Here is a 23,870-nt window from a genome sequence, read left to right as displayed (position 1 = left end):
AGGGAGCAGAAGGTGCCATTTCGCCAGGCTCGGGGTTTAGGGTTTGGAGAACCTCGGGGTTTGAAAATATGGCTGGTTGTTATGCTCGAAGCCCCCTGAGGGGTTTGAGGGCGTCGTATAGTCGCGGCATCCACGAACCGGTTCCCTCTCCCTGGGGTGAGGGGACGCGAGTGTGGGACGCTGGCTACTCCGAACAGTTAGGGCGGCTGAGGAGGTGTGCAGATAAAAGAGAGGGAGGCATCAGCCTCCCTATCTTGTTTTCTACCGTTATCAGCGGCGTTTAACCGGTTCAGGTTCAGGCCGTAGCCAGCCAGTTCAACCAGGCATCCATCCCTTCACCGGTAGTGGCGCTGACCTGGATCACCTGAATATAGGGGTTGACCCGTTTGGCGTTCTCGATGCAGCGGGCCACGTCAAAGCTGACGTAGGGCAGCAGATCGATCTTGTTGATCACCATCAGCTGGGCGGCGGCGAACATGTCCGGGTATTTCAGCGGCTTCTCTTCCCCTTCGGTGACGGAGAGGATCGCAACCTTGTACTTCTCGCCGAGATCGAAGCTGGCGGGGCAGACCAGGTTACCCACGTTCTCGATAAAGAGGATGCCCCCGGGATTGGCGGGCAGCTGGTGGCAGGCGTCGTGCACCATCTTGGCATCCAGATGGCAGCCCTTGCCAGTGTTGATCTGCACGGCAGGGACGCCGGTGGCGCGAATGCGATCCGCATCACTGCTTGTCTGCTGATCCCCCTCGATCACGGCGCAGGGGCGCTGTCTCTCAAGCCGGCGCAGGGTCTCGCACAGCAGGGTGGTCTTGCCTGAACCCGGGCTCGACACCAGGTTAAGCACCAGTTGGTCGGCAGCGGTGAAGTGCTCGCGGTTGTGGGCCGCCAGCGCGTTGTTCTTGGCCAGCACGTCCATCTCGATGGCGATCAGCTGGCGCTGTCCCATGCCGGGCACCGATAATCCGGCTTCCCCTTTGCCGTAGTGCAGATCATCCTGGTCATGGTCATGGTCATGGTCATGGTCATGGTCATGGGGATGCGAGTGGGAATGGCCGTGGTCATGAGAGTGGGCATGTTCATGATGATGGTCGTGGGGGTGATCATGGTGGTGCTCATGAGGCTGATCATGCCCCTCATGGCCCATGGGAGCCCGCACCCCGTGGTAGTGGTGATTGACATCCCCCTGATGGTGGTAGTGGTGGTGAATGATCAGGGTGCGTGGTGCGCTCTGCTCGTGGTCATGATGGTGATGGGCGTCATGAGCATGATGATGGTCGTGCTCATGGTGATGGTGGTGTTCATGAGCGTGTTCATGGTCGTGATCATCTTCATGGCCGGCGATCCGCGCCTGGCCGCATCCGCATACGCTACACATATCAACTTACCTCGATGTCGGTGATGCGCAGGCTGTTCCCTTGCGCGACTCGTAATTTGTATCCGCCACACTCGGGGCAGGCTTGCCCGCGCTCGGTGAGGGTGACCGTCTGGTTGCAGTCGTAACACCAGGCCTCGGCCGCCTGGTGCTGAAAGTGCAGCTGGGCCCCCTCGACGGCGGTGCCCTTGGCGGCGGCCTCGAAACAGAAGGCAATGGTGTTCGGGTCGACGCAGGAGAAGCTGCCGACCTCGAGCCAGAGGGCGGTCACCCTGGTAAAGCCCCGCTGGGTGGCCTGTTCAGCCGCCAGATCGATGGCGGCCATGGCCAGAGACATTTCGTGCATGATGGCTCCTTAACCGATATGGGGAGGATCAGTGACTCCTCCCTGTAATTGACGGAACGGCATGGCTGCTCAACAGATCCGCGGCAGCAGTTCACCCTGCGGCAGCTCCAGATAACGGCGGCTACCCCAGGGGTTATTGAGGATCACCTTGTGGCGATCGCTCGCCTGCACCACGCCGATCTGGCTGGCAGCGGGGTTGAATTGCCGCAAGATACCCAGCGCGTCCTGCGCCTGTTCGGCAGGCAGGGCCAGCACCATGGTTCCTTCATTGGCGAGATCATGGGGCTCGAAACCGTAGAGCTCGCAGAGGCCGCGCACCGGATCGCACACCGGAATGGCGGACTCCTCCAGCTCGATGGCAACGCCGGAGGCGCTGCTCCACTCGTTGAGCACGGCGGCAAGGCCACCGCGGGTGGCATCGCGCAGGGCGTGCGGGGTAATGCCTGCCTGCAGCAGCGCTTCTACCTGTGGCCAGAGGGTGGTGCAGTCGCTTTTCAGATCAGAGCCCAGTTGCAGGGCGTCGCGGGCCATCAGGATGCAGGCGCCGTGGCTGCCGATATCCCGCGACACCAGAATGGCGTCACCGGCCTTGAGGTTGCGTACCGAGATGCCCCGGCTCTGCTCAGGCTGCGGGAAAGTGCCGACCCCGCTGGTGTTGATAAAGATCTTGTCTGCCGCTCCCTTGGGCACCACCTTGGTGTCGCCGCAGACGATATGGGCGCCGCTCTTGGTGAGCTCGGCCGCCATCGACTCGACGATGCGGGCCAGATCGGCGTAGGGGAAGCCCTCCTCGATGATAAAGCTGCAGCTCAGATACTCGGGCTTGGCCCCCATCATGGCGAGATCGTTGACCGTACCGGCGATGGCCAGCTTGCCGATATCGCCCCCCTCGAAGAAGAGCGGCGAGACGGTAAAGCTGTCGGTGGTGAAGGCGATGGGGCCGTTTACCGGCAGCAGGGCGGCATCTTCACCGCGCAGCAGGATCTCGTTACCAAAGTGGCGAAAGAAGAGCTGGTTGATCAGCTGATTCATCTCCACGCCGCCGCCGCCGTGGCTTAACTGGATTTCTCTCATCGGGTTTGGTTCTCCACAAAATTGCAGAAACAGGCTGGTTCATCTCTCCTCATCACCCGACCGCCGTGGCTTAACTGAATTTCTCTCATTGGATCCCCATATATCGGTAGTAGGCATTGCAGGCCCCTTCGGAGCTGACCATGCAGCTGCCCATGGGCTGGGTCGGGGTGCAGCCACGACCGAAGACCTTGCACTGGTTGGGCTTGGCCAGGCCGCGCAGGATATCGGCGCACTGGCACGCCTTGTGGTCATCGATGGGAGTCTGATTGAGCGCAAAGTGACGCTCCGCATCGCGCCTGGCAAACGCATCGCGCAGGCGCAGGGCGGAGGCGTTGATATCCCCCAGACCTCGCCAGCGAAAGTGCTCGCGGGTCTCGAAAAAGCGCTCGACCAGCCGCTGGGCGGCTTTATTGCCGCTGGCGGTGACGGCGCGGCTGTACTGCACCTCCAGCGCGTAGCGACCCTCCACCTTCTGGCGCACCATCATCAAGAGCGCCTCCATCACATCCACCGGCTCGAAGCCGCTCACCACCACCGGCACCTGATAGCGATCGACTATAGGCAGGTAGATATCGGCGCCGGTGATGACGCTGACGTGGGAGGGGCCGATAAAGGCGTTCACCTTGGCCACCCCGTCGGCCATCACCGCATGAATGGCGGGGGGCACCAGCACATGATTGATATGAAACAGCAGGTTCAGGGCCCCTTGCTCTTCCGCAGCAGCTAAGAGTGCCGCTGTCATCGGGGTAGAGGTCTCGAAACCGATGGCGAAGAAGACCACGGTTTTCTCCGGGTTCTCACGGGCGATGCGCAGGGCGTCGAGGGGGTCATAGACGGGGCGGATATCGCTCCCCTTGGCCCGCTGCTGGGCCAGCGTACCCTTGGAGCCCGGCACCCGGATCATATCCCCCAGAGTGACCAGAATGACGCTGGGCTGGCTTGCCAGCTCAATGGCCTGATCGATGCGCTCTTTGGGCATGATGCAGACCGGGCAGCCGGGGCCGTGGACAAACTCGATGCTGGCCGGCAACAGCTGGTGCAGGCCGTACTTCATGATGGTGTGGGTATGGCCACCGCACACCTCCATCACCCGCAGCGGCTCGGGCAGATTGTTGGCGAGTTCAGTGATCTGAGCGGCGAGGGCGCGGATCACCTCGGGCTGTCGAAAGCCCTGAAAGAGATCATTCAAGGTCAGCATGGCAAGATATCCTGTTTGGGCATCAGGGCCACCATCTGGCGGAAGCTCTCGAGGCTGGCCTGCGCCTCCTCTTCGTCAATCTTGCTCATCACAAAGCCGATATGGAGCAGCACATAGTCGCCCACCTGGAGAGGCTCTTCGAGCAGCATGCAGCTGACGCGTCGCTGCACCCCCAGGGTGTCGACGGTGACGCAGTTATCTTCGGGGTGCAGCTGCACCACCTGAGAGGGAATGGATAGACACATGAATTTCAGGACTCCGACAAGGTGGCACAACCGGTGGTGACAGGCTGATGCGTGGCAAGATGGTGGATGGCAAACCAGAGCTGACCGGCGGCGATGCCACCGTCATTGAGCGGCAGGGTTTCGCTGGTCAATACCTGCCGGCCGGCAGCTTCTAGGCCGGGTACCAGCTCGTCCATCAGCACCCGGTTTTGAAAGACGCCGCCCCCGAGCGCCACCGGATAGCCGGGGAAGCGCTCGGCTAAGGCGATGACCAGATTGCTGATGGCACGGATAAAGCCGGCCGCAAGGCGGGCGGTAGAGGTGCCTTTTCGCCGCTCGCTGACAAGGGTATTGAGCAGCTCTGCCCACTCGATATGCAGTGGCCCCTCCGCTGATTGGCTGAGATCAAAGGCGAGGGGGAAGCGCTGTTCATCGGGGGCCAGCTGCAAGGCGGCCGCTTCCAGCAGGAGCCCCGCTTCGCCCTCGTAATCCGGGGTGTCGATCACCCCCAAGAGCGCCGCCACCGCATCGAACAGCCGGCCGATGGAACTGGTGTAAGGGGCGTTGCGACCCAGCTGCCAGAGCTGGTGCAGGTTGCTGATCCGCTCAAGGGGCAGTTGCTTGATCGCCGGAACATCGAGGGCGCTGATCTCCTCAGGACTGTGCGATTCAAACAGCAGCCCCAGCAGCTGGCGTACCGGTTCGCGGATGGCCGCCTCGCCGCCGACAAGCTTGAAGGGAGTGAGGTGGGCAATCCGCTCGAAGCCCTTCACATCGGCCAGCAGCAGCTCGCCACCCCAGAGGGTGCCGTCATCCCCAAGGCCGGTGCCGTCGAAGGCAACCCCCAGAACAGGGCCCCTGATGTTGTGCTCGGCCATCACCCCCAGCAGGTGGGCGTGATGGTGCTGCACCTCGAGGTGGGTTGCATTGTGATCGCGGCAATAGCCCTTGGCCCACTGGTGGCTGAGGTAGCCCGGGTGGCAATCCGAGACCAGAACTTCGGGCTTGAGAGCGTAGAGATCGCGAAAGGTCGCCAGGGTTTGCTCGAAGTGATTCTGCATCGGCAGGCTGTGCAGATCGCCGATATAGGGGCTGTAGATGCGCTGGCGGCCGAAGGCGATCGCCAGCTGGTTCTTCTGCTGCGCCCCGACTGCAAGAAGCGGCGCCTTGACCGCCTCTTGCAGGCTGGGAGTGCAGGGGGCATAGCCCCGGGCCAGCCGCAACGTCTGGCGCCGCCCGCCTGCCCACTGCACCAGACTGTCGTCGCACGGGTGCAGTATGGGGCGGTTGTGATCCAGGATGCCGTCAATCTCGCTACCGAGTTCCCTGACCACCGCCTCGTACTCGATAAGGATCGGGCTGCCGCGACCATTGGCACTGGTGGCCACCAGCGGCATGGCGCAGGCATCCAGCAACAACTGGTGCAGCGGGGTATAGGGGAGCATGACCCCGAGGTAGGGGATGCCGGGGGCGATCCCCTCGGCCAGCGGCGCTGCAGGTTGCTGCGATTCTGAGAGCCGATCATCGTTTTTTCGCTTGCGCAGCAAGGTGATGGGTCTGGTCTGAGAGGCGAGTAGTTGCCATTCTTCTTCGCAGCCGGTGACATGCAATTTGGCCTCGGCAAGGGAGCCCATCATCACCGCCAGCGGCTTGCGCGCGCGCCGCTTGAGCGTTCGCAATCTGGCAACACTCCGTTCATTGCGGGCATCACATATCAGGTGATAACCCCCCATCCCCTTGACCGCAATCAGCGCCCCCGCTTGCAGGGCGCTGGCAGCCATTTGCAGGGCACCCTCGCGCTCGGCCAGGGCATCACCATTGCCGCTGCGCCAGGTCAGATGCGGCCCGCACTCGGGGCAGCTCACCGGCTGGGCGTGGTAGCGTCTGTCCAGCGGGTTTTCATAGGACGCCGCACAGCGCGGGCACATGGCAAAGCCCGCCATGGCGGTATGGGGGCGGTCGTAGGGGAGGCTGCGGATGATGGTGTAGCGCGGGCCGCAGTGGGTGCAGTTGGTAAAGGGGTAGTGGTGGTGGCGATCCGCGGGGTTGGCTACATCGTTGGAGCACGCCTCGCACATCCCCTGATCCGGCGAGATGGCGACCGTGGCGGCGCTCTGCTGCTGGCTCGCTTTAATTCGAAACTGGCCATGAAATTGGCCATCGAAGTCGGGATCATGAGCGAGGGGCAGTTCCCGCTCGCTGAAGTGATCGATTCGGCTAAGTGGCGGCGCCAGTTCCCGCAGTTCGCGGGCAAAGGTGGCGAGCTGCTCAGGCGATCCTTCGGCGCCAATGGTGACGCCGTTGGCATCGTTCAACACATAACCGGCAAGGCCGTGGCGCAGTGCCAGCCCATAGACGAAGGGGCGAAAGCCGACCCCCTGTACGATGCCGTCGATATGAAATTCCCGGCGCAGCCGGTTGGCCACAGGATTGGAAGAGCCAGAGGGGGCGATGGTGGCACTCATGCCAGCTCCAGTTCATCTTGAGTGGCTGGCAGACGCAGCACCCGGCGCTCGTTCTCCTCGCGCCGCACCCAGCCATCCATCTCCATGCGCAGGCAGAACGGAATGGCGTATTTGCGCGACAAACCGGTGATCTCCTTGAGGGATGCCATGTCGATCAGATCTCCCACCTGCTGGCCCGCCAGCACGGCGGCGACCATCTGGTTGTAAAGCTCGGCGTCGTAGTAGATGGGGCCATCGAGCTGCACCAGATACTTGAGTCGCGCCAGATTGCGCAGCTGCTTTTGCAACGCGCCTTTTTGTTGCAAGCCTTGCTGCAGGGCGGTGGGCAGTTTCTGGGTGATAAAGGGATCCAGCGCCACGCCGCCGGGGCCCAGTTTACCGGGCTCGTAACCCTCCTTGCCTTGATCTCGCACCACCTTGAGCACCAGCTGTGCCTCTTCCCCCAGATCATCTTCCGACTCGCCGCTGCCCGGTTGCCACTTGTCATGGTGCAGGCGAACCAGCTGCTCGCTCTTGAGCTGCTGGAGCAGGGCCTGAATGACCGGCAGGGCGATGCCAAAGCGGGTTGCCAGCTCGGCGGCACTCAGCGGTTCGCTGGCCAGGGTAGCGAGCAGCTGGTCGCGGTTTTGGGCCAGCCAGCAGCTATCCAGCAGCCAGTCACCGAGGGGGGTGACCTGCTCTGGCTGCTGGTCAAAGCGGCTGGCCAGCACATAGCCATTGAGCCCCAGCTGCAAGGCTGCGGGGTTGTAGCGCTCCAAGTCATCAGGCAGCTCGCCCAGCAGGGCGTGCAGCGCCTTGCGTCTGGCGGGATGGATGTCGCCGCACCAGACGATGCGGGCGCCGTGCAACAGCTCGCTGCTGCCGTGGCGAATGATGGCAAGCGGCTGACCGAAGAAGCAGGGAATGGGGCTGGCAAAGATCAGCCGTGCCAGCCGGGTATCCTTGATGGGAACAAAACGGGCCCGGCCGTGCCAGCTGCCGAGGGCGATTTCCACCTCGCGGTTGCGCTGTTCCCGGATGCTGCCGCCGACCTCGTTCAGTCGCACGATAAGGTGAGTGGCCGCCTCGCACTGGCCGCCAGTGCTGGTGAGGCAGTGGCCGCGGGCCACCTCCTTGTGGGGCACTTTTTTAAGGCCCACCGCCACCCGGCAGACGGCGCCGATTTCGTCGACGCTCTGGTGATAGGCCTGCAGGGAGCGCACCTGCACTTCCCGATCGGCGGGGTAGAGGCGCAGCTTGTCCCCCACCTTGAGGCTGCCCTGCTGCAATGTGCCGGTGAGGACGGTGCCGGTGCCGTTGGCGGTAAAGACCCTGTCTACATAGAGGCGCGGGGCGGCCTGTTCGCGGGGGGCATGATGCTCGGCCATATCCCCCAGCTGGCGCACGATGGCGGCGTGCAGGGCAGCCATATTGGCGCCGGTCTTGGCGCTGACGCTGACGATGTCGGGCACCATGCCGCTCTCGTCCATCACCCGCTCCAGCAGGCTCTCTTCAAGCAGTAAAAGCTCGTCGGGGGAGATCAGATCGCACTTGTTGATGCAGACCAAGAGGCGCGGCACCCCCATCGCCTTGAGCAGGCGCAGGTGATCGCCGGTCATCGGCATCCACCCCTCGTCGGCGGCGATCACCAGCAGCACCAGATCCAGACTCCAGAGCCCCGCCACCATATTGCGGATATAGCGCTCGTGGCCGGGCACGTCGATGACGCCTATGGTGTTGCCCTGACCGTCGTCGAAGTGGGCAAAGCCAAGATCCTGAGTCATGCCGATGGCCTGCTCATGGGCACGGGCGGTGGTGATGCCGGTGAGGGCCTTGATAAGCTGGGTTTTGCCGTGATCCACGTGGCCGGCAAGGCCGATAACGGCGCGATAGGGGGTCATGGGATCAGGGCTCCTCGGTCGCTGTGGTCGGGGTGGGCAACAGCAGCGCTTTGAGCTGGGTAATCAGCAGCTCCATGTCCTCGTCGAGCAGGGTGGCCATATTGAGCAGCACCTTCTGCTGGCGTACGGTGGCGATGACCGGTACTGGCAGTTCGCGCAGGGTATCCAGCAGTTGCTGGGCCGGACGCGGGTCGGTGCACTCCAGCGCAGGGGCTGGATAAAACTCGTCCGGCAAGGTGCCGCCGCCCACCACCAGCTGGGCGGGAACCGGCACAAAGCAGCCGGGCAGGGCGGTCATCAGCTGGGAGGCTTTCGCCTGCATGGCTGCCGGGTTGCTCAAGGTGCGCTGGGCGATACCTTCGCCGATGGGGGATTTGTTGAGCTTGTGGATGAGCAGGCGTTCCAGCAGGGAGTGGATGATGCGGCTCGAGCGGAAGGTACGCATCATGGGGTGTTTTTCCAACCGCTTGATAAGGTCCGCACGGCCGCTGATGATGCCGCACTGGGGCCCGCCCATCAGCTTGTCGCCGGAGTAGCAGACCAGATCCGCCCCCGCCTTGATGTACTGGCGCACCGAGGTTTCGTCCGGTGCAAACTCCTCCGTGGTCAAGCCCGAGCCCTGATCCACCGCCAGCACTACCTGCTCGGGCAGGGCGCGGGCCAGCTCGCCGATATCGGGGGATTCGGTAAAACCGCGAATGGCAAAATTGGATCTGTGCACCATCAGCACCAGCGCGGTCTGATCGGTGATGGCATCGAGGTAATCCTTGGCGGTCGTGATATTGGTGGTGCCCACCTCCACCAGCTTGGCGCCGGAGAGGGCCAGAATGTCGGGGATGCGAAAGCCGCCGCCAATCTGGATCTGCTCGCCGCGCGAGACGATCACCTCGCGCCCCTTGGCCACCTCCTGCAGCAGCAAAAAGAGCGAAGCGGCGTTGTTGTTGACCACCAGCGAATCCTCGGCCTGGGTGAGGCAGGTGAGCAAAGTGGCGATCAGCCCCTTGCGCCCGCCGCGCTTGCCGGTGGCGAGATCCAGCTCCAGATTGTTGTAGCCGGTGTTGAGGTCACGCACCTCGTCCCACAGCTCGTGACTGAGTGGCGAGCGTCCCAGATTGGTGTGCACCAGGGTGCCGGTGGCGTTGATGACCCGGGTCTGACGCTGGCGCAACTGCTGTCGGCAGCGTTTGGCTATCAGCGCTTCCAGGCGTTCGGGGGCGACGCCGTGCTGGCGAAAATCCTCGCTCTGGCGCAGTTCACTCAGGGTGTCACGCACCGCCTGGGTCACCAGCGGGCGGCTCAGCGCCTCGATAAACCCTGCGAGAAAAGGTTGCTGCAGCAGCTGTTCCACTTGTGGCAAGCGGCGCTGGTTTGCTGGCGTCGCGGCATAAGAGGCGCTGGGGGCGAGGGAGGATACGTCAGACGGAGTTGGCATGGGATGACCCGGGCTGTGCGTGGGAGTGACATGCACGCCGCCTTGCCGGAGGAAAGCCGCTTCAACGCTGCTTGTTTGCTGCTGTCCACCATTCATGAATTAATAAAAAAGGCGAATGGATAAATTAATTGTTGAGCAGAGTAATAAGCGTGTTGGAGCGCATTCAGATTATATTGGCAATGCGACAGGCGCCTTGTTTTAACAATATATGAAACGGTCGCCAATCAGTCTTAGACAGAATTGACGGTTTCTCTCCAATATATGAAATTTGGCGGAAGAGGCAGGAATCGAACCTGCCAAAGCCTTCTCGGCTCTCATCGGTTTTGAAGACCGAGGAGGCCACCAGACCCCATCAGCTTCCGCAATGGCCACCATTTTGTGGCAATTTTTCGTGACTGGCAACGCTTTTTTATGTTTAAAAATAGCAAGTTGTCCGATTTTATGAAAAATGTCTGCGCGTTGATTTATATCAATTTCATGGCAACTAGCCCGATGTTTTTAATTTAGCATCGGGCGTTTTCATATGCCTTTATCTGGATAATTAAACGCTGCTGTTAACAAGCTGGCAAATAATATGACTCCGCGTTGGTGATATTCCAATGGTCCAGTCTCTCTATTAACAAGCTGGTATCCTTGGCAGTATCAAGGTGCTGATAAAGATAATCCATCGCCTCACTCACCATCTCGGTCATCGGGAAGGAGAACGCCACGATGGCCGGTTGCACCCCGACAAAGATCACCTCGGACACAAAGGTCTTGAGCTCGTCGATCAAAAAATTGAGCGGCATGTTGTGGGTCGAGAAGATAAACATCTCGGCGATGGTCTCGGGGGGGATCACCTGCAGGGTGCCCGCCTTCTCGCCGATCTCGGCGGCATCCACCAGCACCACCCGCGCCGGTTGCAGCTCCCGCACCTTGTAGACCACATTTTCCGGCGCGATGCCGCCGTCGATATGGAGCCAGCCGGGCAGGGGGGCGGCCTGCAGCTTGTCGGCGAGATAGGGGCCGGCACCGTCGTCCCCCATCATGGCATTGCCCACGGTCAACACGAGATTGCAGCCCATCAGCGGCTCCTTACCATCAGGTACATATGGGGGTCGTTATAGAGGGCGGTGAGCTGATCCATAAAAATGTTGGCCCAGCCCAGCTCCTGCTCATTGAGCACATTGTCAGCTTTGCGCAGTCGGTCGAAGGCGCAGGCCAGCATATGGCAGTGCTCGCGATAGATGGTGATCTCGCCAAAGGTGAGAAATCCCTCCATCTTGCGGCGCGCCTCGCTCCCCTCTGGCAGCTTGGCCACCCAGTCGCGATAACCGGTCAGCGAGCAGACCAGGTCTGCTCGCAGGCAATCGACGATGCCGAGGTGGTGGCCGATGGCGAGGCTGTAGTACATCACCTCTTTGGCTTCCTCGGGGACGTCGAACTGCTCGTCGACGAACTTGCGCGAGAGGCGGTAGAAAAAAACCTGGTCAGCCATGCACCGCCTCTCCCTTGCCGGCCGCCCGGTTGAGGCAGGCGTTTGCCAGGTTGTTGACGATCTCCGCCAGGCGCGGATCGTCGTGCTGATCGAGGTAGCTCTGGATGCGCAGATCCACATCCTGCTGGGTCGCCCCTTCGAGCAGGGCCATGAACTCGTCGGCGATGATCCGCCCCTGCCGGTAACCGGCCATGCGGCGCGCTTCGCGCTCGATCATCACCCGGATTTCATTGGGGATGCCGGTGTGGCGCAGTTCGACCCGCTCACCCGGTTGCACCTCGTGGCTGGTGGCTTTGAGTTTCTGTTCCAGCAGACCGAGCGCCACGGCAAAGCCGTAGATGGTGGCTGCCGGTGTGGGAGGGCAGCCCGGGATATAGACATCTACCGGCACGATTTTGTCGGTGCCGCCCCAGACGCAGTAGAGGTCGTGGAAGATGCCACCGTCACAGCCGCAGGCGCCGTAGGCGATGCAGATCTTGGGATCGGGCGCCGCCTCGTAGGCGCGCAGGGCCGGCACCCGCATCGCCCGGGTCACCGCGCCGGTAAAGAGCAGGATGTCGGCGTGGCGGGGGGAGGCGACCACCTTGATGCCGAAACGCTCGGCATCGAACAGCGGGGTGATGGTGGCGAAGATCTCGATCTCGCAGGCGTTGCAGCCGCCGCAATCGACCCGGTAGACATAGGCCGAGCGGCGAATGTCCTTGAGCAGGGTCTTCTTGAGTTTGGTGATCTCGGGATCCTGTGCCAGCGGCACGGCGCGGGTATGGGCATGGCCGACAACCGGTTCTATGCCTTTGATCTTGCTCATCACATCCACTCCTTTTGTGCGGCCATCGGTGTGGCTATCGGTGTGATCAGGGCCGAGTCAGGCTGGCTCAGCATGCTCTGTTTTCGTTTGCAGTCGGGGCAGTGGTGCAGTCGCTCCGGGGTGGTCAGCGGCGTGCCCGCCTGCTTGAGGGTATCCTCCACCAGCGCCACCAGCTTGCTCGGGGCAAAGTAGGTGCCGCACAGGGTGCAGGGGGCCAGCGCGAAGCGGGCCTCCTCATAGAGATCCGCCTTGTTGGTCACCGCCAGCTCGAACTCGGGTGAGAGGGCGATGGCGCGGGTCGGGCAGACTTCCTCGCAGCGGCCGCAGAAGATGCAGCGAGCCATGGAGATCTCCCAGCGCCGTTCGCCGGTCTCCATATCGACTTCCATCACCAGCGCATTGGCCGGGCAGGCCTTGGTGCAGGCGGCGCAGGCGATGCACTGATCCGCCTGATATTTCGGTTTGCCGCGAAAATCCCGGTTCACATCAATAGGGGCGAAGGGGTACTTGGCGGTCGGGGTGCCAGCCTTGAGGATGGTCTTGAACAGCTTGATCATGATGACCCCTTATTTCAGCGGAGAGTTTTTGCGATCGATGCCGTAGCGCTCGATCTCCTTGTAGGAGACCACGGTGGATTTGCCCTTCTTGGGGTCGACCAGGGTGACCCGGTCGGTACAGGAGTAGCAGGGATCCAGACTGCCGATGATGAGCGGCGCATCCGCCACGGTATTGCCGCGCAGCATGTAGCGCAGGGCGGGCCAGTTGGCGTAGGTAGCGGCGCGGCAGCGCCAGCGGAACAGCTTCTGGTTATCTCCCGTCATGCTCCAGTGGACGTTCTCGCCGCGGGGCGCTTCGGTAAAGCCCAGCGCAAACTTGCCCGGCTGGTAGGTGAAGCCTTCGGTGAGCAGTGGCCCCTCCGGCAGGTGCTCCAGGCCAAACTCAATCATGTCGAGGGAGTCGTAGAGCTCGTGGATGCGTACCAGTACCCGGGATTGCACGTCGCAACCCGCCTTGGTCTGGATCTCCATCGGCAGCTCGCGGTAGCCGGCAAAGTCGTGGACCCGGCGCACGTCACGTTTGAAGCCGCTCGCCCGCACCATGGGGCCGACGCAGCTGAAATCGCGGGCAATTTGCGGGTCGAGCTTGCCGATACCGATGAGGCGGGAGGAGATGTTGGCGGTATCCAGCAGCATGGCCACCAGGGGTTTGAGCTCATCACGCAGCTCGCGCACCAACTGGGCACCCTTGATGCGATCTTCCTTGAAGATATCGCGGCGTACCCCGCCAATCAGGTTGAGGCCATAGGTCTTGCGGGCGCCGGTCAGCAGCTCGGCCAGGGTCATGGATTTCTCCCGCACCCGGAAGAACTGCATGAAGCCGGTGTCGAAACCGGTGAAGTGGCTCGACAGGCCGATGTTGAGGATATGGCTGTGCAGGCGCTCCACCTCCAGCAGCACGGCGCGGATCATCTTGGCCCGCTCGGGCACCACAATGCCCATGGCGTTCTCCACCGAGGTGGTGTAGGCGACGCTGTGGGTAAAGCCACAGATGCCGCAGACCCGGTCGGTCAGGAAGGCCACTTCGTTGTAGCCCATCCGGGTTTCCGCCAGCTTCTCCATGCCGCGATGGACATAGAAGAGGCGATAGTCGGCATCGATGATGTCTTCGCCATCGACGAACAGGCGAAAGTGGCCCGGTTCATCCGAGGTGATGTGCAGCGGGCCGACCGGCACGATGCGGTTGGCATCACTGCCGAGTTCGTTGACGAAGGGGTAGGTCTCGGTGTCGGTGGTGGGCATCGGGCGCTGGCGGTAATCCATGGCGTCCTTGCGCAGCGGGTGGATATCCTCCGGCCAGTCGTCCGGCAGTACCAGACGGCGTTCGTCCGGCAGGCCGATGGCGCGCAGGCCGTACATGTCGCGGATCTCCCGCTCGCCCCATACCGCCGCCGGAATGGTCGGGGTGATGGAGGGGTACTCCTGGGTATCGGCATCCACCAGCACCCGGACTGTGATCCAGCACTTGGTGTCGCCCTCCATGGAGAAGACGTGGTAGACGGCGAAGTGGCCGTTGAGGCTGCGCTCGTCATTGGCAAAGGAGAGCGGAAGCCAGCCCCTCAGCTGATGGAAGATCAGGCTGGCGGTCTCGACCAGACTGGTGGGTTTGACGGTGATGGTGGCCTGATCGGCGGTTTGCCACTCCTCGTCGACGATGGCGTGGGGCAGTTGTGCTCGCACCTGCTGGATGTAGTCGCAGCCGATGCGATCCGAAATGGCGATGGTCATGCAGTTCTCACTTTAATGTTCGTGAATGAGCATTCACAAATGATGAAATCGGAAAAAGTTGCTGTGCTGGCGGGCATGGCTCAGACCCCGACCAGATAGGCGAGCAGTGCCAGCAGAGCCAGCCCCAAGCCGTAGCGGGTGAGCTTGTGGGTGCGCACGAACTGGGTACGGGCCATGGCGTTTTCGATGATGCCAGCCAGCAAAAAGGCCACCAGCAGCTTGCAGGCGAGGATCAGCGCCGCGCCGATGAGCGCAGGCAGACTCCAGTTGGCCGCCTTGCCGAAGGGGAGGAAAATCACCAGAAAGAGCTGCACCACTACCAGCTGCTTGAGGCCGATGGAGAGCTTGAGCAGGGCCAGGCCCGCACCGGAATATTCGGTGAGCGGTCCCTCTTGCAGCTCCTGCTCGGCTTCGGCGCAGTCAAAGGGCAGCTTGCCCATCTCGACAAACACCGCGAAGGCGCAGGCGGCACCCGCCAAGAGGGGAGCGATGGGAGCGGCCAGCGGCTGGGTCGCCACATAGCTGCTGATATTGCCCAGATCCGAGCTGCCCACCATCATCGCCATGATGAAGCAGGCGAGCACCAGAATGGGCTCCACCAGAATGCCGAGGGTCAGCTCGCGGCGGGCACCGATCCCGGCAAACATGCTGCCGCTGTCGAGCCCCGCCAGCGAAAAGAAGAAACGGAAGATGGCGAACAGGTAGATGTCGGTGATGAGATCCCCGGCGATGGGGAAGGGGGACTCGTGAGTCAGGGTCGGCAGCGCCATCCCTACCAGCAAGAGGGCGGCGATGAGCAGCGCAGGCATCAGGTTGAAGAGGATGCCGGCAGGCTCGGGGGTGACCTCCTGACGGCGCAGGAGCTTGGCGATATCCCGGTAATCCTGCAGCAGGCCCGGCCCTTGACGGGAGTGCATCTTGGCCCGCAGCACCCGGTTGAAACCGGTGGCGAGCGGCGCCAGCGCCAGCATGGCGATGGCCTGGGTCAGGGCGAGGGCAACCATGCCCCAGCTCGGCATTTCAAGAACAGGCATATCAGACTCCTACAGCCATCAGGATAAAGAGCGCCAGCACAATGGCGTGCAGCAGCCAGCCGGTGTTGCCGCTGGTATCGCTCACCCCGTGCAGGGCGCTGGCCAGATCGAGCTGCGGCTGCTTGCGATAGAGCGGCGCGCAGAGTTGGCGCAAGGTGTGGGTGACACCGCCAGAGGTGAGGCTCATGCGCTCCTCATAGGCGTAACCACAGGCCCACGGGGTGCTGGCGTGACGACGACCCAGCTTGGGCCCCTTGAAGATGGCCAGTACCAGCAGCGGGATGAGGAACAGCCCCAGCAAGGTGATGGCGATAACGGGCGGGGAGAGGATCGCTTGGCTGCTATCCAGCGGCAGCAGGGTGGCGCCAGTGGCCACGTTCATTTGGCCGCTTACCAAGGCTTGGCCATAGCTGGCGATATGGGGGGCAATCCAGGGGGCGCCCAGACCCAGTACCAGACAGACCGCAGCCAGCAACAGGGTGCCTGCCACCATGGCGCCCGGCACTTCGCGGGCGTGGCTCGCGTGTTCGCTGCGCGGTGCGCCGCAGAAGCAGATACCGTACACCTTGACAAAGCACATCACCGCCATGGCGCCGGTCACCGCCAGCATTACTACCGCGAGCGGCGCAACGACCGAGGTGCCGAGTTTGGTCATGGAGAGCAGGGACTGGTAGATAAACCACTCGCTGACAAAGCCGTTGAGCGGTGGCAGCGCCGAGATGGCCATGGCGCCGATGAGGAACGCCAGCGCAGTCCAGGGCATCAGCTTGGCCAGCCCCCCCATCTTGTCCATGTCGCGGGTGTGCAGGCGGAACATCACCGAGCCGGTACCCATAAAGAGCAGGCTCTTGAAGATGGCATGGTTGAGCAGGTGATAGAGGGCGCCGAGCAGCCCCAGCACCACCAGTGCTGGTTGCTGGTTGGCGATGCCGATCATGCCGATGCCCATCCCCATCAGGATGATGCCGATGTTCTCTACCGTGTGGTAGGCGAGCAACCGCTTGAGGTCATGCTCGGCCAGCGCAAACAGCACCCCGAGCACTGCCGAGCAGGCACCGAAGATCAGCACCACATAGCCCCACCAGAGCTGGCTGGCACCGAGAAAATCGATGCTGACCCGCAAAATGCCAAAGAGACCCAGCTTCACCATCACGCCGGACATCAGCGCCGAGATATGGGACGGCGCAACGGGCTCGGCCACCGGCAGCCAGCCGTGCAGCGGCACGAAACCGGCGCGCAGGCCAAAGCCGCAGAAGCTGAGCAGGAACACCAGGGAGGCCAAAGCGCCCGCCAGATGGTGCTCGCGCAGCGCGGCGAACTCCAGCGAACCGCTTTCGCGGCAGAGCAGCCAGAAGGCGATCAGCACCAGCGCCATGCCGATATGGTTCATCACCAAGTAAAGCCGGCTCTGTTTGGCGGCCTCCGGGTTGGTCTTGACCAGCCAGTAGGTGGCAAGGGTCACCAGCTCGTAGCAGAGCAAGAAACCGAGTGCGTTGTCGGCCAGTACCATGCCCACCATGGCGAACAGGAAGAGGTTCATCAGCGCGCCGATGGCCACATCCCCCTTGCCCTGATATTCGCGGATATAGGCAAAGGAGTAGAGGGCGACGGCGACGCCGACCGTGCTAATCACCAGCAGCATCAGCGCGGAGAGCGTGTCTAGATAAAAAGAGCCGAGATGCACCGAGCCCAGCAGCCAGAGCTGGCCGTCGACGGGGGCACCCTGGGCAAAGATCTGCATGGCGGCGACCAGACCCGCGAGCGAGCCCAGCAGGGCAAAGCCGCTATTGAGGCGGTTGGCCAGTGCGGGCAGCTTTTGCAGCAGCAAACCGGCGGCAGCGCCCAGCAAAAAGAGCAGGAGTGTGGCCATAACAAGGGGGGACAACATCAGCGAACTCCCTCTGTGGTAGATAAATCGGATGCAGGGAGCGCCGTGGCAGGCGCCGAGAAAGCAGAGGCCCCTTGCGGGTTGGTGTCGGCCGCTTGCTGGCGACGGATACGTGCGGCGCGTTCGGTGTCGCCGTCATTGACCAGCTTCAGCGCCTGGGAGGGGCAGGCACCGACACAGGCCGGGCCATCGGCGCGAAACTCGCACAGGTCGCACTTGACGGCGATGCTGCGCACGCCCGGCTCCCAGCTCAGCAGATCCTCGCCAAAGCAGCGCAGGCCAGCGGAGGTGGAGGGGTTGCTGGATCGGATGGAGCAGGGGATATAGGTGTCGTAACTGGTGGCCACGGCCACCGGACGGCTGCCGCCGCTCTGGATGGCGCCAAAGGGACAGGCCACGGCGCAGAGATTGCAGCCGATGCAGAGCGACTCGTTGAGTTGCACGCAATCGCCAGTCTGGCGAATTGCCTCGACCGGGCACACCTTGATGCAGGGGGCATCGTCACAGTGACGGCACTGAACCGGCATGGTCGCCTGCTCGTGTCGCATAACGGTTAAACGGGGGGCTTGCTGCAAACCTTGCGCCTTGTGTACCTCGCTGCAGGCCGCCATACAGGTGCCACAGCCGATACAAAGCTTGGGGTCAGCGATAACGAAGCGGTTCATAGCCTACCTTGTCGTGTCGCGAACGGAGTGAATAGGGGCAGGTTGGCAAGATACGGGCCAGCTTGGTTTTGCCTGGCTGAATGAGTGTAAGTGTTTGTTCTTAAAGGATGTTAATAATCGCGCAGACGGGTGTCGAGGCCTTGCCTTACTGTCGAAGCGTGACGTTCGTCACTTGTGACGAAGGGGGGAAAGGGGGTTCGTCACCCGGAAAATGCAGCATGAGTAGGGTGCAAAGAACGAAGTGAATTGCACCGCTCTCCAACATATGGTGCGCGGTGCACGGCGCTGCGCTTGTTGCACCCTACGGCGGCGAGTCTGTTCGGATAGAGACCGTCTGTCTTGAAACCGTAGGTTCGATTAGCGAAGCGTAATCGGACGCACGAGAACGGAAACATATCGGCAGCATGCCGGGAGTAGGGTGCAAAGAACGAAGTGAATTGCACCGTTTGCAGCATATGGTCGCCGTGGTGTGCTCCCTTCTCCCCTTGCGGGAGAAGGGCCGGGGATGAGGGGCGGTAATTGTGGTTAACGGAAACAAGAGAGGGAGGCCAATGCCTCCCTCTCTCTTTAGCGCAACTCACGCCATCAGATATCCACCTGGGATCCCAGCTCGATGACCCGGTTGGGCGGGATCTCGAACTGATCCGGTGCGCGCAGGGCGTTGCGCTGCAGCAGCATAAAGAGCTTGCCGCGCAGATAGAGATACCAGGGGCGGTCTTTCATGATGAGCGACTCGTGGGCCATAAAGAACGAGGTCTCCATCATCCGGCAGCTCAGCCCCTCGGCGTTGCAGCGGTGGAAGATCTCCTCCACGTTGGGGGTCTCGCGCCAGCCGTAGCTCGCCACCACCCGCCAGAAGGTGGGGGAGAGCTGCTCGATGCAGACCCGGCGCACGTTGTGGACATAGGGCACATCCTCCACCCGCAGGGTGAGCAGGATGATCCGCTCGTGCAGCACCTTGTTGTGCTTGAGGTTGTGCAGGAGCGCATGGGGGATCACATTGACCACCCGTGACATATAGACCGCAGTGCCAGCCACCCGGGTTGGCGGGGATTTTTCCAGCGAGGCGATCATCGGCTCAAGGGAGTTGCCGTGCTCGTTCAGGCGGCGAATAAGCTGGAAACGCTCGCTCTTCCAGCTGGTCATCACGGTGAACATCACCGCGCCCAGAGTGAGCGGCAGCCAGCCGCCGGAGAAGATCTTGGCGAGGTTGGCGGCAAACAGCGGCACGTCGATGGCCAGCAGCGCGATAAACAGCGCGGCCACCAGGTACTTGTGCCAGTGCCAGCTGTGGCGGGCCACCGAGCAGGAGAGGATGGAGGTCAGCACCATGGTGCCGGTGACGGCGATGCCATAGGCCGCCGCCAGATTGCTGGAGTGCTCGAAGCTCATGATGACGATGACCACCGAGATATAGAGCATCCAGTTGATGACCGGAATATAGATCTGGCCGGACTCCTGCTCGGAGGTGTGCACGATGCGGATGGGTGAGAGATAACCGAGCCGCACCGCCTGCCGGGTCAGCGAAAAGACCCCGGAGATCACGGCCTGCGAGGCGATCACCGTGGCCAGGGTCGCCAGCAGCAGCAGTGGCAGCAGCGCCAATTTCGGTGCGAGCAGGAAGAAGGGGTTGGTGATGGCCTCGGGATGGGCCAGCAGCAGCGCCCCCTGGCCGAAGTAGTTGAGCACAAGCGACGGTAACACCACCATAAACCAGGCGCGCCGGATCGGGCTCTTGCCAAAATGGCCCATGTCGGCGTAGAGCGCCTCCACCCCGGTGATGGCCAGCACCACGGCGCCGAGAGCAAAGAAGGAGGCGGTCTGGTACTTGGCAAAGAAGCGCAGCGCCCAGATTGGGTTGAGCGCTCCCAGCACCTCGGGGTGCTGGAAGATGCTGTTCAGACCCAGCACCGCCAGGGTGATGAACCAGGTGAGCATGATGGGGGCGAACAGCTTGCCCACGGTGGCGGTGCCGTGTTTCTGGATGGCGAACAGCAGGGTCAGCACCAGCACCGAGAGTGGCACTATATAGGGGTCGAGGGAGGGGGCGGCGATGTTCAAGCCCTCGATGGCCGACATCACCGACATGGCCGGGGTGATCACCACCTCGCCATAGAAGAAGCTGCCGCCAATCAGCCCCAGGATGATCAGCAAGGGGGTCCACCTGGCCGGAGTGTTGCGGGTGGCCAGCGACATCAGGGTAAGGATGCCCCCTTCGCCGGCGTTGTCGGCCCGCATCACGAAGGAGAGATACTTGACCGAGACCACCAGGATCAGCAGCCAGAAGATCAGTGAAAGAAAGCCCAGGATGGAGGCGGGCTCCACCCCGAAACCGAACTGGCCGGAGAGGCACTCGCGCAGGGTATAGAGCGGGCTGGTGCCGATGTCGCCATAGACCACGCCGATCGCCGCCAGCGTAACGCCGGACAGGGCTTGTTTGTGATTACCGTTCATGAAGTTGTCTGTCAGTTTGATGATGACGATTGGCCAGCACGGGCCGCCCCCGTCTATCGGGCGTGCGGCAGGTGCCGCAGGAACGCATTAATGGATTGCGATGGGAAAGGGAGCTAACTGGATATAAAGAGGCTCATCATGGGACACAGTCTGTTCATCTGCCGTTAAGGGTATAATGACACACCCGTCGTAGGTTTATGCTCAGGTATAAATAATCAAAAAGGGGTGGTTAACGAAATTATTAATTGGCCAGCGATTGAAATGCCCCGCCCGGACCTTGGCAAGTGATTGTTTTAGCTGGCTATCCATTTTTGCCAGCGTTTTGCATCAAGCTGGCTAAGAAATAAACGATAAAATGCTGACCAATAAAGAGGGGGCTCTGGCAGTAAATAGAGAGGGGGTAAGGCTGCGATGGAGTCTTTATTTATCAAGAGACAGCAAGTAGGGTGCAATGAACGAAGTGAATTGCACCGCTAATTTCAAATTAAAAGAGTTGTAATGTATAGAGATTGTTAATCATTAAATAGCTCCTCTGTTTCCAAGAAGTTTATAAGGTCATTATTTTCTAAAACCCCTCTATAAAAAATAGCTTCCCAATGGTTCGGTGATTTAATTTCAGCCTTCCGTAAAAAACGTCTTACTATTTTTCTGACACTATCTCCTTCAGGTTCATCTCTTTCCTCTGAAATAATTACAAGTAAATCAGAATATTCAGATATACAGTAGTTTTCAAATCTATTTACAAAGTCTATTTCTTTAATGTGTCTTTCACATATTTCTCTAAGTGGGGAGCCTATATTTTCAGGCACTTTTGCTAAAAACCTCTCAGGGTGATTATAAGGTGGAAGAATTTCTAGCATAATGCGAATAGTTTCAATTTGGTCATAATATGGGTGAATAAATAATTTATTTCCCTCAGCATTTAAAATATTATTATCCTTTAATCTTTGGCATTTGTCGCACATCGGTGTTAAATTTTCAAACACGATGGATAATTCTGGATATTTTGACTGTGGTAAGTAATGATCAAGGGTTGTTGGCTTTCCTGGCTCTCCACATGCCGGACAAAATAAAAGACCGTGATTATCTCTCATATTCTTTAGATATGAATGTAATTCAGTTCCTTCTACTGGCTCGTAAAGCCCTTTTAGAGAGACAGTTCTTTTTTCAACCAACGTCTGTAGCGCATTACCTTCTGGGTTTTTGTTTTCCTCTGCGATGATTCGCTCTTGTGTGATGTAGGGAGATATATCAAGTGGAGCAATAACTTCCGGGTTACCTCTGTTCTCTACATATCTATTTATATGCAACAACCAATTTTCTTTAATCAAGTCAAAGAAGTCTCGATACCAAACTCTGTCAGCCACAACTTGGTTTATTGTGTCTGTTGTATCATAAATTGGAGGTGAAAGTTTAGTTACCATTATGTAACCTTCCCAATTTTGAAATTTTCATTATCAACTGCTCATTGATCTCATCGCCGAGTAAAGAAATTAGAGTATCAACGTCCGGTTCATCCTTTACTAGACGACTTAACCAATCATCAAAAGGTTTTGTTAAAGAGCTATCTCCGAACACATATGAAGATATCCTTTGGACACTGGCACCAAAGGTTTCAAAGGGAGGTGGAATAATATCTAAAATCCCGTCTACTTCTTTAAATATATGAACGCATTTTGAAGGGACCTCTCTTACAACGGCCAATGAATGTGTTGCTAAAATTGCCTTTGAACGGAATGGCTTTAAAATCGCTTTAAGAAGAGATATAAATTCGATTTCTAGTGTTGGATGCAGAAATAACTCAGGTTCATCAATTACCACTAGACTGTTTTCTCTTATAGAACCAAGAACATTTATCACAATATATGTGAATAACCGTTGACCAGAGCTTAAAGAAATAATTTCTCCATTTGAGATAAACTTGACCCCTTCCGTTAATTTACATAAATTAACCAGATTTGAGTTGTCAATTAGCAACGGAATATCTTTATCTATTTTTAGATAATTTCTCCCTTTAATTTCAGTTATTTTGTTTTTAAGCGATGTTGTCACTGATTCAGGCAATACTTCCAATGCTAGATAGTCATAACCGAGAGCTGGCTTCAATGCTCTTTCTGCAGCTTCAAGTTTTTTAACTTTATCAATTATAAATGAAGTTTTTTGATCATCATAAATTGATGTTATCAGGGAATTACTTGAGTCGAAAGCCGGTAGATTGCGGTTAATTCCTATTTTTGCACTTCCATCCTCTTCAGTCCCTGTTCGATGCCTAAATCCAAAGTATTTGTAGGCTGCCTTGTCAAGAAGATTGGATTTTTTTAGAGTTAAATCAAACTCTTCAAAAGGGCTATATGAAATTAAAATTAGCCTGCCAATATTTGGTCTCTTATCAAAAAACAATTCAGCTTTTTTATCCTCAGATTGCAACCAACCAGAAACTATAGTTTTTAAACTATGTGATTTTCCTATTCCATTTGGCCCAATCAGCACATTTATATCATAGGGAAGTAGTGATGATTCGAATTGAAATGGAATTTCTTTTTTTTCACCAGTACGACTCTGCATGAACAAAGTAAAATTTTTAACTTCAGATAGCTCTCCTTTAAGGACTTTCCATCCATCTAAGTATGCTTTATGTGCCCCGCTTTCTCTTAATAGAGATAGTTTGAAGCCATCATCGTTAGTTAATGAATAAGATGGATGCTTTTCTGAATGAGATAATATACTTGCATCATGTAAAATTTCTAATGTTTTTTCTGTATTTTGGGGGCCTATTTTTGCAATCAGGCTTTTGTAAAAATCAATATCTGATGGTATGGATATATAATCAAGCTTGGGGATGGGGAAATGCCCATCCCAACCTGATGAACAAAGTTCATTTAGGGTTTCAGCTGTATAGGTTGAATTTCTAATTAATATTTTCAAGTTGAAGTGAAAGTCTAGTACTTTTCCATCAAAAATTAACTTTGCATTTAGAGTTGTTTTATAGTCATAATCATCCCAATTATTACCGCTTAATGATAAAACTGTTTCTCTACCAAAATTAACAGGTGGGCTTTTATTCCATTTTATATTCGGTGTGTATAATATTTTCATTTTTATATGATTTCGGTTGAGTTATCGTGATTTAACTGGTCGATATTTATATCGATGTTCACTTAATTGATGAGTATCGATATAAATACTTCCTACAAGTTGATGTTTACTGGTCTCGTCATTCAACTAGACTCCATATTTTCTGCAATCGCGTTGGCTATTTTACCGCTTT

At 58.7% G+C, this 23,870-nt stretch carries 20 protein-coding genes and 1 tRNA gene; 1 reads left to right on the top strand and 20 read right to left on the bottom strand.

Features of this window, described 5'->3' with window-relative positions; translation table 11 throughout:
- Window positions 1–295: 295 nt before the first annotated feature.
- On the bottom strand, window positions 296–1,144 hold the full coding sequence (hypB, locus tag BN1143_RS10760; protein ID WP_197069866.1) for a hydrogenase nickel incorporation protein HypB: 849 nt from the start codon (window positions 1,142–1,144) through the stop codon (window positions 296–298).
- On the opposite strand from hypB, the gene BN1143_RS22765 reads away from it, so the two are divergent.
- Window positions 1,025–1,399 carry a hypothetical protein gene (locus BN1143_RS22765; protein ID WP_231570583.1) on the top strand — a complete coding sequence of 125 codons (375 nt, stop codon included), beginning with the start codon at window positions 1,025–1,027 and terminating at the stop codon, window positions 1,397–1,399. The two genes, hypB and BN1143_RS22765, sit on opposite strands and share 120 nt — an antisense overlap.
- Here the strand turns inward: BN1143_RS22765 and hypA are convergent.
- The 19 genes from hypA to BN1143_RS21970 form a co-directional block, all read right to left on the bottom strand.
- Window positions 1,377–1,718, bottom strand: a complete 342-nt coding sequence (gene hypA, locus BN1143_RS10755; protein ID WP_042008198.1) for a hydrogenase maturation nickel metallochaperone HypA — start codon at window positions 1,716–1,718, stop codon at window positions 1,377–1,379. The genes BN1143_RS22765 and hypA overlap by 23 nt on opposite strands.
- A gap of 69 nt (window positions 1,719–1,787) precedes the next feature.
- Window positions 1,788–2,792 carry a hydrogenase expression/formation protein HypE gene (gene hypE, locus BN1143_RS10750; RefSeq protein WP_042050615.1) on the bottom strand — a complete coding sequence of 335 codons (1,005 nt, stop codon included), beginning with the start codon at window positions 2,790–2,792 and terminating at the stop codon, window positions 1,788–1,790.
- An 85-nt stretch (window positions 2,793–2,877) separates the two neighbouring features.
- Window positions 2,878–3,990, bottom strand: a complete 1,113-nt coding sequence (gene hypD, locus BN1143_RS10745; protein WP_042050613.1) for a hydrogenase formation protein HypD — start codon at window positions 3,988–3,990, stop codon at window positions 2,878–2,880.
- Window positions 3,984–4,235 carry a HypC/HybG/HupF family hydrogenase formation chaperone gene (locus BN1143_RS10740; RefSeq protein ID WP_040065728.1) on the bottom strand — a complete coding sequence of 84 codons (252 nt, stop codon included), beginning with the start codon at window positions 4,233–4,235 and terminating at the stop codon, window positions 3,984–3,986. Before BN1143_RS10740 ends, hypD begins: the two co-directional genes overlap by 7 nt.
- Before the next feature lie 5 nt (window positions 4,236–4,240).
- The gene (gene hypF, locus BN1143_RS10735) at window positions 4,241–6,679 is read right to left on the bottom strand and encodes a carbamoyltransferase HypF (RefSeq protein WP_042050612.1); all 2,439 of its coding nucleotides are present in this window, start codon (window positions 6,677–6,679) and stop codon (window positions 4,241–4,243) included.
- Complete coding sequence (gene selB, locus BN1143_RS10730) at window positions 6,676–8,559, bottom strand: selenocysteine-specific translation elongation factor (RefSeq protein ID WP_042050611.1); 1,884 nt, start codon at window positions 8,557–8,559, stop codon at window positions 6,676–6,678. Before selB ends, hypF begins: the two co-directional genes overlap by 4 nt.
- Window positions 8,560–8,563: 4 nt before the next feature.
- On the bottom strand, window positions 8,564–9,991 hold the full coding sequence (selA, locus tag BN1143_RS10725; protein ID WP_042050609.1) for an L-seryl-tRNA(Sec) selenium transferase: 1,428 nt from the start codon (window positions 9,989–9,991) through the stop codon (window positions 8,564–8,566).
- 269 nt (window positions 9,992–10,260) lie between these two features.
- A tRNA-Sec gene (locus tag BN1143_RS22390) sits at window positions 10,261–10,352 on the bottom strand.
- 193 nt (window positions 10,353–10,545) lie between these two features.
- On the bottom strand, window positions 10,546–11,055 hold the full coding sequence (gene hycI, locus BN1143_RS10720; protein ID WP_042050607.1) for a hydrogenase maturation peptidase HycI: 510 nt from the start codon (window positions 11,053–11,055) through the stop codon (window positions 10,546–10,548).
- A complete protein-coding gene (locus BN1143_RS10715) occupies window positions 11,055–11,468 on the bottom strand; it encodes a formate hydrogenlyase maturation HycH family protein (RefSeq protein WP_017786833.1) in 414 nt (137 codons plus the stop codon). Before BN1143_RS10715 ends, hycI begins: the two co-directional genes overlap by 1 nt.
- The gene (locus BN1143_RS10710) at window positions 11,461–12,276 is read right to left on the bottom strand and encodes an NADH-quinone oxidoreductase subunit B family protein (protein WP_005301886.1); all 816 of its coding nucleotides are present in this window, start codon (window positions 12,274–12,276) and stop codon (window positions 11,461–11,463) included. The genes BN1143_RS10715 and BN1143_RS10710 overlap by 8 nt, the downstream gene beginning before the upstream one ends.
- On the bottom strand, window positions 12,276–12,833 hold the full coding sequence (locus tag BN1143_RS10705; RefSeq protein WP_042050605.1) for a formate hydrogenlyase complex iron-sulfur subunit: 558 nt from the start codon (window positions 12,831–12,833) through the stop codon (window positions 12,276–12,278). Before BN1143_RS10705 ends, BN1143_RS10710 begins: the two co-directional genes overlap by 1 nt.
- A gap of 9 nt (window positions 12,834–12,842) precedes the next feature.
- The gene (locus BN1143_RS10700; protein ID WP_042050603.1) at window positions 12,843–14,561 is read right to left on the bottom strand and encodes a hydrogenase large subunit; all 1,719 of its coding nucleotides are present in this window, start codon (window positions 14,559–14,561) and stop codon (window positions 12,843–12,845) included.
- Window positions 14,562–14,641: 80 nt separating this feature from the next.
- Window positions 14,642–15,595: a respiratory chain complex I subunit 1 family protein gene (locus BN1143_RS10695; RefSeq protein ID WP_042050602.1), complete on the bottom strand. Its 954-nt coding sequence runs from the start codon at window positions 15,593–15,595 to the stop codon at window positions 14,642–14,644.
- A gap of 1 nt (window position 15,596) precedes the next feature.
- Entirely contained in the window at window positions 15,597–17,483 is a 1,887-nt protein-coding gene (hyfB, locus tag BN1143_RS10690) for a hydrogenase 4 subunit B (RefSeq protein WP_042050601.1), read from the bottom strand.
- Window positions 17,483–18,148: a 4Fe-4S dicluster domain-containing protein gene (locus tag BN1143_RS10685; RefSeq protein WP_005351526.1), complete on the bottom strand. Its 666-nt coding sequence runs from the start codon at window positions 18,146–18,148 to the stop codon at window positions 17,483–17,485. Before BN1143_RS10685 ends, hyfB begins: the two co-directional genes overlap by 1 nt.
- 585 nt (window positions 18,149–18,733) lie before the next feature.
- A complete protein-coding gene (kup, locus tag BN1143_RS10680; RefSeq protein ID WP_042050600.1) occupies window positions 18,734–20,602 on the bottom strand; it encodes a low affinity potassium transporter Kup in 1,869 nt (622 codons plus the stop codon).
- Between the two features lie 512 nt (window positions 20,603–21,114).
- Window positions 21,115–22,026: an HNH endonuclease gene (locus BN1143_RS21975; RefSeq protein ID WP_082038516.1), complete on the bottom strand. Its 912-nt coding sequence runs from the start codon at window positions 22,024–22,026 to the stop codon at window positions 21,115–21,117.
- The gene (locus BN1143_RS21970; protein WP_082038515.1) at window positions 22,016–23,698 is read right to left on the bottom strand and encodes an AAA family ATPase; all 1,683 of its coding nucleotides are present in this window, start codon (window positions 23,696–23,698) and stop codon (window positions 22,016–22,018) included. The genes BN1143_RS21975 and BN1143_RS21970 overlap by 11 nt, the downstream gene beginning before the upstream one ends.
- Window positions 23,699–23,870: the final 172 nt, after the last annotated feature.

Source organism: Aeromonas dhakensis (genome assembly GCF_000820305.1).
In the GTDB taxonomy this organism is placed as follows: Bacteria; Pseudomonadota; Gammaproteobacteria; order Enterobacterales; family Aeromonadaceae; genus Aeromonas; species Aeromonas dhakensis.
Note: the sequence above shows the minus strand (reverse complement) of the source record. Positions and strands in the feature narration are given on the sequence as shown.